Source organism: Shewanella sp. SP1S1-7, assembly GCF_031932105.1.
Taxonomy (GTDB): Bacteria; Pseudomonadota; Gammaproteobacteria; order Enterobacterales; family Shewanellaceae; genus Shewanella; species Shewanella baltica.
The window spans coordinates 170582-184932 of sequence record NZ_JAUOEU010000001.1; the positions used below are offsets into that span (position 1 = coordinate 170582).

General features: G+C 45.8%; 12 protein-coding genes. 4 read left to right on the forward strand and 8 right to left on the reverse strand.

All coding sequences use genetic code 11. The annotated features are described in order from the left end of the window. Window positions 1–336: 336 nt before the first annotated feature. Both Q4Q49_RS00780 and Q4Q49_RS00785 read right to left on the reverse strand, forming a co-directional pair. Window positions 337–1404, reverse strand: a complete 1068-nt coding sequence (locus tag Q4Q49_RS00780) for an AraC family transcriptional regulator ligand-binding domain-containing protein (protein ID WP_311998377.1) — start codon at window positions 1402–1404, stop codon at window positions 337–339. Next, window positions 1405–2367 (reverse strand): diguanylate cyclase domain-containing protein, encoded by a 963-nt coding sequence (locus Q4Q49_RS00785; protein WP_311891310.1) that lies wholly within the window; start codon window positions 2365–2367, stop codon window positions 1405–1407. Window positions 2368–2940: 573 nt separating this feature from the next. Here Q4Q49_RS00785 and Q4Q49_RS00790 point away from each other — a divergent pair. Then, window positions 2941–5694 carry a TonB-dependent receptor gene (locus Q4Q49_RS00790; protein ID WP_311891311.1) on the forward strand — a complete coding sequence of 918 codons (2754 nt, stop codon included), beginning with the start codon at window positions 2941–2943 and terminating at the stop codon, window positions 5692–5694. Window positions 5695–5833: 139 nt separating this feature from the next. Then, window positions 5834–7903: a phytase gene (locus tag Q4Q49_RS00795; protein WP_311891312.1), complete on the forward strand. Its 2070-nt coding sequence runs from the start codon at window positions 5834–5836 to the stop codon at window positions 7901–7903. A gap of 289 nt (window positions 7904–8192) precedes the next feature. Here Q4Q49_RS00795 and Q4Q49_RS00800 read toward each other — a convergent pair whose 3' ends face one another. Further along, window positions 8193–8789: a VF530 family DNA-binding protein gene (locus Q4Q49_RS00800; RefSeq protein ID WP_311891313.1), complete on the reverse strand. Its 597-nt coding sequence runs from the start codon at window positions 8787–8789 to the stop codon at window positions 8193–8195. 534 nt (window positions 8790–9323) lie between these two features. On the opposite strand from Q4Q49_RS00800, the gene Q4Q49_RS00805 reads away from it, so the two are divergent. Both Q4Q49_RS00805 and Q4Q49_RS00810 read left to right on the forward strand, forming a co-directional pair. Further along, window positions 9324–10934 carry an ABC-F family ATPase gene (locus tag Q4Q49_RS00805; RefSeq protein ID WP_106650538.1) on the forward strand — a complete coding sequence of 537 codons (1611 nt, stop codon included), beginning with the start codon at window positions 9324–9326 and terminating at the stop codon, window positions 10932–10934. A gap of 206 nt (window positions 10935–11140) precedes the next feature. Next, complete coding sequence (locus tag Q4Q49_RS00810; RefSeq protein WP_173913200.1) at window positions 11141–11296, forward strand: hypothetical protein; 156 nt, start codon at window positions 11141–11143, stop codon at window positions 11294–11296. 3 nt (window positions 11297–11299) lie between these two features. Here the strand turns inward: Q4Q49_RS00810 and Q4Q49_RS00815 are convergent, their stop codons facing one another. The 5 genes from Q4Q49_RS00815 to Q4Q49_RS00835 all read right to left on the reverse strand — a co-directional run bounded on the left by Q4Q49_RS00815 (window position 11300) and on the right by Q4Q49_RS00835 (window position 14346). After that, entirely contained in the window at window positions 11300–11926 is a 627-nt protein-coding gene (locus Q4Q49_RS00815) for a Fic family protein (protein ID WP_105252522.1), read from the reverse strand. A gap of 119 nt (window positions 11927–12045) precedes the next feature. Next, window positions 12046–12630 carry a hypothetical protein gene (locus tag Q4Q49_RS00820; RefSeq protein WP_311998378.1) on the reverse strand — a complete coding sequence of 195 codons (585 nt, stop codon included), beginning with the start codon at window positions 12628–12630 and terminating at the stop codon, window positions 12046–12048. 21 nt (window positions 12631–12651) lie between these two features. Continuing rightward, entirely contained in the window at window positions 12652–13080 is a 429-nt protein-coding gene (locus Q4Q49_RS00825; protein WP_126491901.1) for a hypothetical protein, read from the reverse strand. A gap of 109 nt (window positions 13081–13189) precedes the next feature. Then, window positions 13190–13783 carry a DUF1570 domain-containing protein gene (locus Q4Q49_RS00830; RefSeq protein ID WP_311998473.1) on the reverse strand — a complete coding sequence of 198 codons (594 nt, stop codon included), beginning with the start codon at window positions 13781–13783 and terminating at the stop codon, window positions 13190–13192. A 212-nt stretch (window positions 13784–13995) separates the two neighbouring features. Continuing rightward, the gene (locus tag Q4Q49_RS00835; RefSeq protein ID WP_300477715.1) at window positions 13996–14346 is read right to left on the reverse strand and encodes a hypothetical protein; all 351 of its coding nucleotides are present in this window, start codon (window positions 14344–14346) and stop codon (window positions 13996–13998) included. Between the last annotated feature and the right edge of the window lie 5 nt (window positions 14347–14351).

A 14351-nucleotide genomic window follows, 5' to 3' on the forward strand; every position in this document is an offset into this window, starting at 1 on the left:
TAAATGGCATTGTTTATCTGAGACCATGGCACAGTCAAAATAGCGACAATAAAAAAGTGTCTAGTCATTCATCCGGTAAAATCATTACCATAATCACTCGCCACTCACTCAGCGGAATCACAGTTCAGCCAGCATAACGCTTATAAGCCTTGCGCAATAACCATTAATGGTGAAATTGATTGGTTATGCGTTAAATATTCAATTATGAACATATAATGCCGACAAATTTCTCACCTAACTTCACTTTCTAAGGCATAAAAATTCACGCTTTGAATAAATAAAAACAAAAAATACGCTTGAAAATACAGGCAGGACATCTTGTTACTCGCTTATGACTTAAGCCAGCCAGCTGCGAAAATAGGTGGGTAATTGGCCCGTCCAGCGCTTAAAAGAACGCCTGAAATTACTGGCGTCGCTAAAGGATAATGAGTTGGCAATTGTGTTGGCGTCTTGCGAAGGTGTGGCTAAATAATAAAGCGCTTTGATTAAACGGGTTTCATCGGCGAGTTGGCCAAAGCTTAAATCCATCTCGGCCAAGCGACGCTTTAAGGTCGCTGGGCTCATCATTAATTTTTCTGCCATTTCTGGCAAACTTAAGTTATCCCGCATCAGCGACAAACGAATGCCCGCCGCCAGTCCGAGTCTATATTCACTGGCAAACAGTGTGTAGCGCGGCGATTGAAAGTGACTTTGGCGCGAAATGACAGCATGAGTCACAGCATGGCGTGTAGCTTGTGATTCAACGCTGCTGGCGATCTGCTGCGCATATAACAGCGGTTGCTGCATAAAGGCTTTTGCCATCGAGACTCGACACAGCGGCGCATCGAAACTAATGTCTGTGCCGAAGTACTTATAATATTGGGCGATATTCTGTGGCGTCTCGTAGGGAAAGCTCATACTGCCACGCCAACCCTGCCCCATCAATTGTTTACAACTGGCGACCAATGACGACAGGCTTAACTCAATAAAGAACTGTCTATGCCGCTGAGTGCCTAAATCGAGACTCAGTAAAAAATGCCATTCTTTGTCACCCTGCCAACGCCAGCACTGTAACCAAGGCTGAGTGAGCCAATGAAATTGATACCAAAATAACCCAAGTTCATTGAGATCCCGCGCGCATAACATCCCCGCAGTTAGCGCGCCACTTTGGGATGGCAGCCATAATTGCCCAAGTAAAAAGCTTAAGTCGCCACTTGGCCACAGTGATAAACCATTATCCACCAGTCTGAGTAATTGTTTCGGGCTAATGCTATGGCCAGGTTTGCGGATATCTGCACTGAAAATCCCCGTACCACGCAGTAATTTGTCGCAATCCAGTCCCCTTTGCTTAAATAAGCCCACAAGGCTCGCCACCAGCAGTTGGCTGTCGATACACTTATCTTGCCAAGTGGCTAGGGCTCTCATTTATCGCGGCTCATGAAACGCGCTGACTGTCGTGGTTTGCGGGTTTGATGGCTGACGGTTTAACTTTTGCTGTGACATTTTTTCATTGAGTAATTTGAGTAATGCCTGCGCTTCATCCTTAAGCGGTCGTTTTGTTGGTTCACTGCTCAGTTTATCCACAACCATCTTGGGAGATGGCAAAGCCCACACCACTGAAACCTCGCAGCCCAGTGCTGTAATGCCATACTGTAACTGCTCCGCCATGGTACTGACCCAAGGTGCGATTGCACCATTGAGCAAAATGATAAAACGATCGCCAGCATAACGGCAGACCAAATCTTGACTTCTTAGCTGGGTACTTAACCACTGGGCGACATCGGATAACAGTTTATCGCCCTCTTTTGCACCTTGAAGTTGGTTATATTGATGAAAATAATCGATATCAAGCATGATCAGCCCAAAGGGTTGCTGCTGCGCCAGTTGCTTTAGCAAGTGGTGCTCGAAGGCTTTCGCATCGTTCAATAAGGTTAGGCCATCGGTCAGATGGTGTTGGCGATAGAATTGCTCGCGGGTTTGTAATTGACGGTTGACGACGGCTTGCTCGTCACGCCACAGCCAAAGCCCGCAAGTTAGAATGAGTAGACCAATCGGCGTTGGCATCTTTTCAAACCAGTTATACACGGGCAGCGTTTTAACGATAAAAATTTCATCGAGTAAATCTAAATAACAACCTAAACAATAACTTGCCAGACCTACCACCAGTAAGTTGGTTACGCGCCCCGATGGACGAGCCGAAACAATCACCATCAACCAACACATGCCCAGCACAAACAAGGCTCCTTCGGTGGCGATATCGAGCCAATCAACTTGAGGAATGGCTTTCGCAGGCGTGTTCTGCCACAGCAGTAGCGGCACGATAAAGATGATCAACAGACTTAAGCCATACACACAGGCCAGTCGCAGCGATTTCACGGGATAATGCAAGAGCTCACCTTTTGATTTTGTTGTGCAGAATGGAGTGGGAATTCACCCTATTGGCACCGCAAGCTAACCCAGTTTTATGACAAAAAGGTGACGTACGGTTTAGCGTGATTGCGGCAAATTAGCTCAACCACTTTGGGATTTTACGGCTATTTGTCGGCTATTATACTGGCAACGCTTGCTCACCTTTACGGACTCTCACACTAAATACTCATGCAAGTAATTGGTTTAAAATATTTAAATCAGTAATAGAACATTTAAATACACAAGCCCTTCCCTAGTGTTTTTGCTGCTAAGCCCACTGTGATAAGCGTCTTTTTAGCTCACGCTCTCGCAAAAAGTCGCTATTAAGCGGCGTTTGAGGGCAAGTTTGCCCCATTTACAAAATCCCGTCACAAATCTGACATTAACCTGCCCTAACGTTGCCGCTATTGAATGTTTCCAGTGACTAAAAACACAGATTCAAATCCGTGACGCCATGTTGCAACTCATGTAGCGATGCAGCGATGTAGCGACCGAGGATAACTGGCCGTCACGGATATCACTCGCGTACCAACAAAATAATAGGAAGTTAATATGCAATTTCGTACGCCGTTATCGGCCATCACCCTTGCCATTGTGGCCGCCGGATTCAGCGCTAATGTCCTCGCCGTGGGTAAACTCGAAGGTCAGGTTCGTGACAAAAATAGCCAGCAACCCTTAGCTGGCGCGAGTGTCACTATCAAAGAGCTTAATCTGAGCCAACAGGCTGGCCGTGATGGTCGCTACTTCTTTGTCGGCATTAATGACGGCAATTACACTCTGGTGGTCAATTACCTCGGCGCTATGCCGATGGAGCACAAGGTCCAGATTGCCGATAAGCAAACGACCCAGCAGGATGTCAGCCTAAGCAGCAAAGATGTTGAGCACATTATGGTGGTCGGACAGCAAGGCGCCTTGAGCAAATCCATGAACCGTCAACGCGGTGCGGATAACGTGCTCAATGTGGTGAGCGCGGATGTACTGGGGAATTTCCCCGACAGCAACATCAGCGAATCACTGCAGCGAGTACCGGGACTTTCTATTGAACGTGACCAAGGCGAAGGCCGTTTTGTACGGGTACGCGGAATGGCGCCGGATTATAACTCAGTGTCGATGAACGGCACGCGTCTGCCATCCCCTGAAAGTGATCGCCGCGCCGTGGCGCTCGACGTTGTACCATCAGATTTATTGCAATCGGTTGAAGTCAGCAAGACCTTAACCCCAGATATGGATGCCGATGCGTTGGGCGGCGCGATTGAAGTCAAAAGCCTATCAGCATTCGATCGAGACGATACCTACGTTAACCTGAGCGCAGAAGCCAGCCAAGATTCTCTAACTGATAACACCAATCCCAAATTGGCCGCCAGTTACAGCGATGTCATTGGCGAAAAGTTAGGTATCGCCATCGGCGCTAGCTGGTACAACCGCGACTTTGGCTCAGATAACGTCGAAACGGGTGGCAACTGGGATTTCACCGATGGCACAGGTTACGGCAATGCGGCGCTCGAGTCAGTCGATCATCGTGACTATGAAATCAATCGTGAGCGTTTAGGCATAGGGGTGAACTTTGATTATCGCCCAAGCGATGACACAGATTTATACCTGCGCACGCTTTACAGTGAGTTTGACGACACCGAAACCCGCAACAGCGCCAAGACGAAGTGGAAATCGCCGCTACAAGCAGGCGAACTCAGCCAAGGCAAAACCACGCGCTCACTTAAATCCCGTAGCGAAAACCAAAACATCACTTCCTATGTCCTTGGCGGAGAAACCCGTTTTGAGCGCTGGACCCTCGATTATCAAGCAAGCCACAGTACGGCAAGTGCCGACAAGCCACGGGATATTGCCGGCGCGGACTTTGTCGCCAAAATCGATGACACAGGTTTTAGCGATACCCAACGACCGCACATAATCGCGCCCGAAAGCTATTATCAAACCGATAATTTTGAGCTGGACGAAATCGAGTTAGCCGAGTCGAAAGCCAAAGACACCATTAACAGCGCCCAATTTGACCTCAGCCGCCAACTGAGTCTAGGTGGCTATCCTGCCGAAGTGAAAACGGGGCTAAAACTCAGCCGCCGCGATAAAACCAATCGTGAAGAAGTGTGGATTTACAGTGACTTTGCCGACCAAGGCGTTAGCGATGATGCCCTGTTACTGAGCCAATACTCAGGTGATGAAGTCGATTACAGTCTCGGCCGCTTTGGCGCGGGCATTAACGCTTCACCCGTGTGGGATCTGGTGGACAGCTTAGACGCGGATGCCAATCGCGATGACATCGAGTCGACCATCAATGACTTTGATATTACTGAAGATGTCAACGCCGCCTATCTTATGGGTCACTTAGATATCGGTAAACTGCGGATACTCACAGGGCTAAGGTTCGAGCAAAACCAATGGGATTCTAAGGGCCATGGTTTCGATGGTGTTAGCGGCGATTTTATCGATATCAACAACACCAGCGATGAAGATCATTGGTTGCCCGCTTTGCATCTCACCTACCGTTATTCTGACAATACAGTGCTACGCGGCGCGTGGACCAACACCTTAGTGCGCCCGACCTTTGGTCAACTCGCGCCAGGTTATTTGCGCGAAGAAGATGACGGCGATATCGATTTAACTTTCGGTAATCCCCATCTTAAGTCGCTCGAATCCATGAACTTCGATCTGAGCCTAGAGCACTACTTTGGCAATATTGGGCTCGTGTCGGCGGGATTGTTTTACAAGGACATTGATAACTTTATCTACAAAGCAGACTTAGCTGGACGAGATGATTATGTCGATGCCCATAGTGCAGTGACTTACATTAACGGCGACAGTGCCCACATTTCTGGGATTGAGCTCAGTTATGTGCAGGAATTCTACTTTCTGCCCGAGCCCTTTAACGGACTCGTGCTCAATTCTAACCTAACCTACACAGATTCCGCCGCCGGCATCAGCTGGTTAGATGACGGCGCAGAGCACAGCCGCGATATTCCGATGCCAAGTCAGTCGGATATCACCGCGAACCTGTCCTTAGGTTATGAGAGCACTTACGCCAGTGTGTGGTTATCTGCCGCCTATAAATCGGAATACTTGCAAGAAGTATCTGAACTTGATGATGTACGTCTCGATCTCTATGAAGACGCTCACTTGCAATGGGATTTTGTCGCAAAGGCACACATTACCACCAGCCTTACACTGTATTTTAAAGGTGTGAATCTCACCGATGAGCCCTATTACAGCTACGCAGGTCACAGCGACTATAACGCCCAGTACGAAGCCTATGGCCGCACTTTCCAATTAGGCCTGCAATACACTAACTATTAACGCGCTCATCGGCACTTAGGGTAGTAACAAGCTTGTGAGTAGACTTTTTTAGCTAAAAATGGGCTGCGAAGTTTGCTGAGAAGTGTCGATGATAAATTTATTAAAAATCTGATAAAACAGAATACTAGCGAAGCAGAATATGAAAAAAACTCTACTATCTTACGCCGTATTACTTGGCCTTATCGCCAGTCACACGCCCTTAACTGCCATGGCAAACACCATCAGCGCCGCTGTTCAAACCATAGCTGGCCATAAGGGCAGCCAAGCACAGCCACTCATCTTTAATCAAGACAAACAGAGCGATAACACTCTGTCTCACTGGCTCTTTGCCAGCGAACAGCAAGGACTGATGTTACAAACCGTTTCGATGACACAAACGCAGCAAGGCATGCAAACGACTGCACAAGCGCCCTTGCCTGCTGCGAGTTTACTGGTGCAAGGTGACTTTGAATTACTCGCCTTTAGCGATCCCTATGCCTTAACGCTCGATCGCAAAGCCGACCGCGTGCGACCTATTATGCTGAAAGAAATCAATGGCAAACCGACAACCAATGTCTTGCCCTTGCTGCCTATGGGTCATTTCGAGATCAATTGGATTTGTATTCAGCCTCGCACTCAGGATGGCAATATCTACGCTTGGTTTGGCGGTGAAAGTGGCAACAGTGAACAATGGTTACTGGGTAATGCCGAGCATTTCTTACCTAAGCTGATGCGCAGCCAATCGATTCCTGATAATAGCACGGATTGCGCTATCGATGGCGACATGCTTTATGTCAGTGAGCCCGAAGCGGGTGTATGGCAGTTTGATGCTAGCCCCTTCGCTGATACCAGTGCTAAGCTCATCTTCCCCGCGATCGATAATCAAATCAACGGCTTAAACTTGTTGAACGGTCAATTGCTGCTCAGTGATAAAAACGGCAAGGTGATGGACGACAAAGGCACTGAAATTCTGAGTTTTAGCGCGCCATCCTCAAAAAACATGGATAAAACTGAAGCCAAAGCGGTAACCAAGGCCCAACGCTTAAGCCTCGCCATAAATGCGAGCGCATCAGCCCAAGCACAAAGTGCGACGTTTGCTATCTATGATGATAAAAACGATCGTTATCTTTTTACTGAGCAAGCCTTGCCACAATTGTTGCCACAAAAGTTACTCGCCACATCGTTGCCGAGCGCCCAAAACGTGGGCGATGAACAAGCTAAACTAGAAATGATAGTAGAAATCCCCGCTTGGGTTGAGAGCACGCCATCCGATAGACCGGGCGATACCATGGACGATCCCGCCATTTGGGTACATCCCACTGACCCCGAAAAAAGTCTGGTGCTTGGCACCAACAAACGTTGGGGTTTATTGAGTTTTAATATGCATGGCGAGCAAGTTCAAGCGTTGCCATCTGGCAGGATCAACAACGTCGATTTGCGCCAACAGGTACAACTGGGCGGAAAAATGCGCGATATCGCGATCGCAACCCAACGCGAACACGACAGCCTCGCCTTTTATGAAATCGACGCCGCAGGCAAGATTACTGAATACCCGAATCAGCCGACTAACATGACGGATATTTACGGCATGTGTTTGTATCAAGACGAGCAAACCTTATACGTGTTCGCTAACGAGAAATCTGGCCGCATCGCCCAGTACCGTGTTGATTGGCAACAAAATGGGCCCAGTATCAAACTCGTGCGAGATATTCATACTCCAAGCCAAGTTGAAGGTTGTGTGGTCGATGAAGCGCAACATGCGCTGTTTATCGGTGAAGAAGACAAAGGCATTTGGCGCTTTAATGCCAAAGCAGATGCCAGTACAGAGGGCAAATTGATCATTAAGGCCGAAGGCGATTTAGTCGCCGATGTTGAAGGAATTTCTCTGTATCAAGGTGCGACCCTTAAAGGGAAAAAACAAGATTTTCTGGTGGTCTCAAGCCAAGGTAATAACAGTTATTTGCTTTATCAAGCAAGCGCGCCTTATACCCAAGTGGGGCGTTTCCGCATTGGGGTGAACTTAAACGGCATGGAGAATGGCCGCGAAACCAGCATAGACGGCGCTTCAGAAACCGATGGGCTGGCTGTCACGCATTTGCCCGTCGGCCATGGTGTTTGGCAACAGGGAATGCTGGTGGTACAGGATGGTCACAACCACTTACCCGATGCCAACCAAGCGTTTAAATGGTTACCTTGGAGCAGCATAGCCAAACAACTCGACATGCAATAGGGCCAATTTGCTGCTTGAAATGCCACTGCGAATAATGCGTTATGCAGGTAACGATTTGCACTTAGCGCAACGCGAACGAAAATTGAAGGGGTTAACTATTTATGCAGGAAATATGCAAATTCAAAATAATAACCCCCGATAATTTGCTAACTAGCATTCAATAAATTGAATTATTAATCAAAAAAAGAGGTTAGCCGAGAACTACGGCTACCCTCTTTCGTTTTCACCCGCCTAAATCGTCTATCACACAGTTAAAACAATAACTTCATTCAGGGCGACTAACATCGGATTAACTGCGCTTAGTACCCCAAGGATCGTTATCATCCGTCGATGGGCTTGGTCCTGAACGCTCAGTCATTCTTGAATCATTTCTTGAATCATGTCTGGGTTCGCTGCGACGCTGTGAGCTGCTATTGGAAGAACCATAGCCAGAACCCGTTCCCCGTCCACCCGCAGTTTTTTTGCCAGCGCCTTTACCCGCGTCATTACCAAAGCGCTTGCCAGAATTTGGACGGCGGTTACCCGCTTCGTACTCGGCGCTGGCTTTGGCTTGCATTTCAGCGATAGAGGCTAATGTTAGCTCCATCGGTTTACGCGGGACAATACCCGAGGCAAAACCACGTTCACGTGGCTTAAGATCAAACTGCTCACCGACGGCTTTAGGCATACGCTTGAATCGGTATAGGTAGAAGTTTTCCACTTTCTCCCGCGCCCATTCGGTCTTTTTGAGGAAAATGATACAGGCCTCAATGGTCGGGTTAGTATTAAAGCAGCCTAGCTTTAATGCCGCGTATAAAATTTTCCAACCATAAAAATCGACTAACTCAGTGATCATTGTCTCGAGTTTAAGGCCGTGTAATGGGTTGTTTTGCTGTTCTTCTATCATGGGAATTCCAAATCCAGCCCAATTGGCTGATTTTAAGGTATTAGTTTACGGTATTGAGTGGTTAAACGAGTGACTTAATTCGCTACAAAACTCGCGACACTTAGATCTTACAGTCCTAAAGCCTTCAAACTGAGCCATTAAATTTTAGCCGTAAAATCTGCTGCTCGACAAAACTGCGGGAATAATAACGGTAAATACGCTAAACGCCTTCTTTTATTTGCGCTAGCAAGGTTTGGCGTCGGCTTTAGTACAAAGAAATAATACCGCAAGCTGGCAGTTTAGCTCGGCATATCTGCGATATCATGCAAACGCTATAAACTCACGCCTTCACCGATCCGCAAATAAACGCAACTGAAACGGCTCGATTTATGGCTGCGCATCACATACTTGCTCGCATATTTAGCCCTTAGTCTGTATACTCCGCGACCTTATTATCCCCACTTTACTATTTTGGCTTAGAGTGGGTGAAGCGCATGTTTCATTTTGAGGCTTGTTTGTCACAATCCCCGTTAGCAAATACCTAGGAAAGCTCCTTTGATCTCTACCGCGAACATCACGATGCAGTTTGGCCCTGAGCCATTGTTTGAAAACATTTCAGCGAAATTTGGCAATGGTCACCGCTATGGTTTGATCGGCGCGAATGGCTGTGGCAAATCGACCTTTATGAAGATCCTCAGCGGAGCTTTAGCGCCAACCTCTGGCAATGTGTCCATCACGCCCGGCTTAAAAGTCGGTACCCTAAGCCAAGATCAGTTCGCGTTTGAACAATACAGCGTTATCGATGCGGTGATCATGGGGGATGTTGCCCTGTGGAAAGTCAAACAGGAACGCGATGCAATTTACGCCAATCCGAATATGACTGAAGAAGATGGCATGCGTGTTGGCGATCTTGAAAGTGAATTTGCCGAAATGGATGGCTACAGCGCAGAAAGCCGCGCCGGTGAAATTCTTCTCGAAGCGGGTATTGAAGAATCTTTCCATTACGGTCTAATGCAACAAGTGGCACCGGGCTGGAAATTGCGGGTCTTGTTAGCCCAAGCACTATTTGCCAACCCAGATATTCTGCTGCTCGACGAACCAACCAACAACTTGGATATCCATACCATTAGCTGGTTAGAAACCGAGTTGAACAAACGTAAATGCACCATGATCATTATTTCCCATGATAGGCACTTCTTAAATGCCGTCTGTACCCACATGGCGGATATCGATTATGGCGAATTGCGCATTTACCCAGGTAACTACGAATACTTCCTCGCACAATCGGCATTACTGCGCGAACAATTATTGTCAGGTAACGCCAAGAAAAGTGCTGAAATCGAAGAGCTGCAAGACTTCGTTAACCGCTTCGGTGCCAACGCATCTAAGGCAAAACAAGCCAGCTCGCGCGCGAAGAAAATGGACAAAATCAAGCTTGATGAAGTCAAATCCTCTAGCCGTATCCACCCTTCTATTCGTTTCGATGCTGGCAAGAAAATGCATCGCCAAGCACTGATCCTCGAAGATTTGGCCCACGGGTTTGATGGTGAGCTGCTATTCGAAGGCGGCGACTTAATCCTCGAAGCCGGTGCAAAATTAGCGATTATCGGCGAAAATGGCGTGGGTAAAACCACTTTCCTACGCTGCTTAGTCAATGATCTAGAACACAATAAAGGCGTGATCAAGTGGTCAGAAAACGCATCAATCGGCTACTGTCCACAAGACAGCAGTGACGAATTTGATAATGACTACACGTTAATGGATTGGATGTCACAGTGGCGCCAACCTAAGCATAACGATCTTATGGTACGCGCCATGTTAGGCCGTTTGCTGTTCACCGAAGATGATGCGAACAAGAAAGCCCGTAACTGTTCAGGCGGAGAGAAAAACCGCTTGTTATTCGGTAAGTTAATGATGCAAGACATCAACGTGCTGATCATGGACGAACCGACAAACCACATGGACATGGAAGCCATCGAAGCACTCAATAATGCATTGAAAGACTTTGAAGGCACTTTGATATTCGTCAGCCATGACCGTGAGTTTGTATCGTCGCTCGCTACACGTATCATTGATATTAAAGATAAAAAAGTGATTAACTTCCAAGGTACCTTCGATGAGTACCTTTCAAGTCAAGCTGAAATGGAAGCAAGAAAAAGCGCGTAATGTTGTGCTTTGATAAACCTTAATCGGCTATGTCAGCTTGATTAAAAGAGTCGTCATTGGAGAACCTACTGACGACTTTTTATCGATATCTAAAGAGCGATATGATTGGTAAAACATGAAGTATTGCTGCTTTGGGCCTTGGATACACAGCTGTCTATTCGTTATCTAGAGTGCTATAATTCATGCACTTAATTGAGGTTGATCCGATGAAAACTAAATCAAAAAACACACAAGTGACTCAAAATCGACTCTATCGCGCTGTGGCCAGTTCAACCGCTATTGAGACGGGTAAAACTACGGCTGAAGTTGAAGCAAAATTGAAGGCCAAAAAAAGCCGTTTCAGTCATTTGACCTTAGCCTAAACTTCATTCGTTTTTAGCGCTGAGCACATCGTTTACCAAACGAGCCATATGTTGATAATCCCCACCCAACCCTGCTTGAATTGACTTAAAATAAAAATCTCTATTTTGTTCCCAAATCCCATAATCAAGTGGGAGATAACCCGCCTTTACTGCCATCACATCGAGTATCAAACGTGACAAACGTCCATTTCCCTCTCTAAATGGGTGAATTAGGATAAATTCCACATGACTTTCAGCCAAGTAACTCACAACTTCGTCTCTAGAAAACGAATTTAAGCCATTGAACTTGCTTAAATATTCCTTTTCAAACTGAGTGAGACACTTAAGTATTTGAGCCGCTGCCGTAAATTCGAAACCACCTTTTCCCATATTGACTGTACGCCGCTCACCAGCCCAGTAATAAACATTACCGAGCCATTTTCGATGCCACTCAAAGAGCATACCAACCGATAGATGCTCGCTTTCAATAACACCAGATTGAAACACGTACTCATAAAGCTTTAGTAACAACTGAGTCTCTACCTCTGCCATATCCTCTTCATCGGTTATCGCGAGTTTGTTACGAAGTATATGGCCGCCGGAACCGGGTTCGAATTCATCCTCGGTAGTGCCAATATGATATTTCGACATGATAATAGACCCGCTAACTGTAATAACTAATAGAGAAGCAAATATCCGAGTCACAGACAACTTAACACAACTACTCGATGAGATTGACCACACAAGTCTTTGAAATAGGTATGTAGAAACTATGGGCTATAAATTAGCTTATTAATTTTTTTAACCAATATCTCGCGATTTTTAGCCAGCTTAAAAATTGTCGGCAAATGTCGAATGACTATCGGCTCAGACTCGAATACCGCATTGCGATCTTTGGCCTGAATATAATCACGGATCTGAAGCATCATCTGTTTATTAAAAGCCCAAAGTGAATGACCTTTAAACTCAAGGGAATAAAATGCATCATTGGGCCATTCAAGTCGATGTTTCTGTTTTGCCATACACTGATAACAACAAATAAGACCAAGATCTGTACCATCTGTAAAAGCACTGTTCGCCCTATGTTCCCAAGTCGAAGTACCTTGGTATTTTTCTGGCAATTTTTCCCGCCAAGAAGCATCCAATAGCGGAGGGAAAAACAGCACACCAGGCCATTTATGAGCAAATCTTTGATTAAACTGCTTGCTCTCAAACTGCCGACCCTCAAATAAATGCACATCTTTTTTCTCTAAACGAAAAACATGGGCAAAGGTAAAAATGGCGCAGCCAGCACAATGGGGGCAAGTAACTTCAACTCCGTTTGGCAGGCTAAAAAACTCATAAAATCCTGTCATAGATACGACATTCCAAATGATTTAGAGACTAATTTGGAGCTCATCAATTTTCCAACCACCTTCATTTATCATACTAATTCTTTGTTTTTCATTCGCCTCCGATGCATTACCACAAAGATCTTTTTGTGCATATTCAAGGACGGCCGTATCCCCATCTATCACCTGCGACACTAAGGTGAGTGCTTTGCACTTGGCAGCCGCTTTTGAAAATGAAAGATAAGATGCGATCACTTCATCGCGGGACTGCTTCATCTGCTGCATATACTGTGGGAACTTAGATTCAACATCCGCTTGCTTACGTTGGGTATAGTAAGCCTTGTCCTCTTGATAACTCATCCCCTGCTGTACCTTAGCATTGTACTCGTCATACACTTCGCTTGGCGATTTAGGCGTTGTACAACCTATCAGCACAAGCACAGATATGGGCAGTAAGAAAATCGATTTCATCATCGAACCTCCAAAACTAGACATGTATTATCAATAAAAGTGAAATAATCCCTTTTAGTAACTCTGTCATACCTTTCCTTTAAAAATAGATAATTAAGATTTTTAAACTCAATTAACGCCACGTTTTCCAATCATGATCCAGTTGTTTAATACCATCAGGATAACGTGTAAATAGTTCATCGATTACTTTAGCTTGGCAGCGTTGCTCACTCAATTGCAGCAAAAGCTGCTTTAAGGTCACTCGACCTTGGCGAGTGCTAAAGAGGAAAGCCATAAAACTGTGAGCATGCTGGTATAACGCAGCTTGTTTTTGCCCCTGCCAATCATGGTCTGAAGCCGTTAATAGTTCACTCAATCCCATTGATAAAGAAATAGATTCGTCAACGACACGATATGCGTGACCTCGGCTGGAATTGTTTTGAATGATGGCATCATAACGATTATTTGTATCAATCGTTTCTAGAAAAGCGGGCGATTCAAAATATTCCGCCATGCCTTCATTAAACCAGCGCGGAGTATGACCAAATTGACCCGCATTAATGACATGAACGCTTTCGTGAATTGCAGTACGAAACGCTTGAGTATCTTCTCTGTGCCAAACTGCGGCCAAATTATGCTGACTTGAATAAAATCCTTGGCTTGCACCTACCGTGGATGCGTACTGTCTTTTAAGTTTATTATAGGCAGTTAAATTGCCTGCAAGCATCAAGTTAACCTTAATGGGCTGTAGGGTGCGCTTGGGTAGATATTGACGATAAATTTGATCGATTTGATTGATAGTGCTGGTCAGTCGGTCCCTAAAAAATGGCGGTGGAGTACTGACTAAGGAATCAATGTTCAATTCGAAATTGTATTTAGGTTCAGTATATTGAGTTAACTTACTCTCAGCTGATGCATGATTTATATCAGAAAAATGAGTTATGCCATTCTCATCAACCCAAGTATAACCCCCCCCACTTTTTGTTGTGCAATGCGTCCTTCTTGCACAGTCAACAAATCACAACCTAGGTACTGATCTTCACCATGATATTCATCTACTTGCTGCTTAATATTAGGCAGATCATTAACACGAGTCATTAATGGCATAGAGCTCGCTGAACACCATTGCCAATTCTGTTTTATACAAACTTGTTGCAACGGCTGAGCTAGCTCTGCAAATACTTGGGAAAACTCAACACGAAACCAACGACCATGATAATGATCAATCAGTAGCGCTAAAATCGCCATGATGAACAACATCAAAAAACTACGCTTAAATCGGCTATCCATCGCCC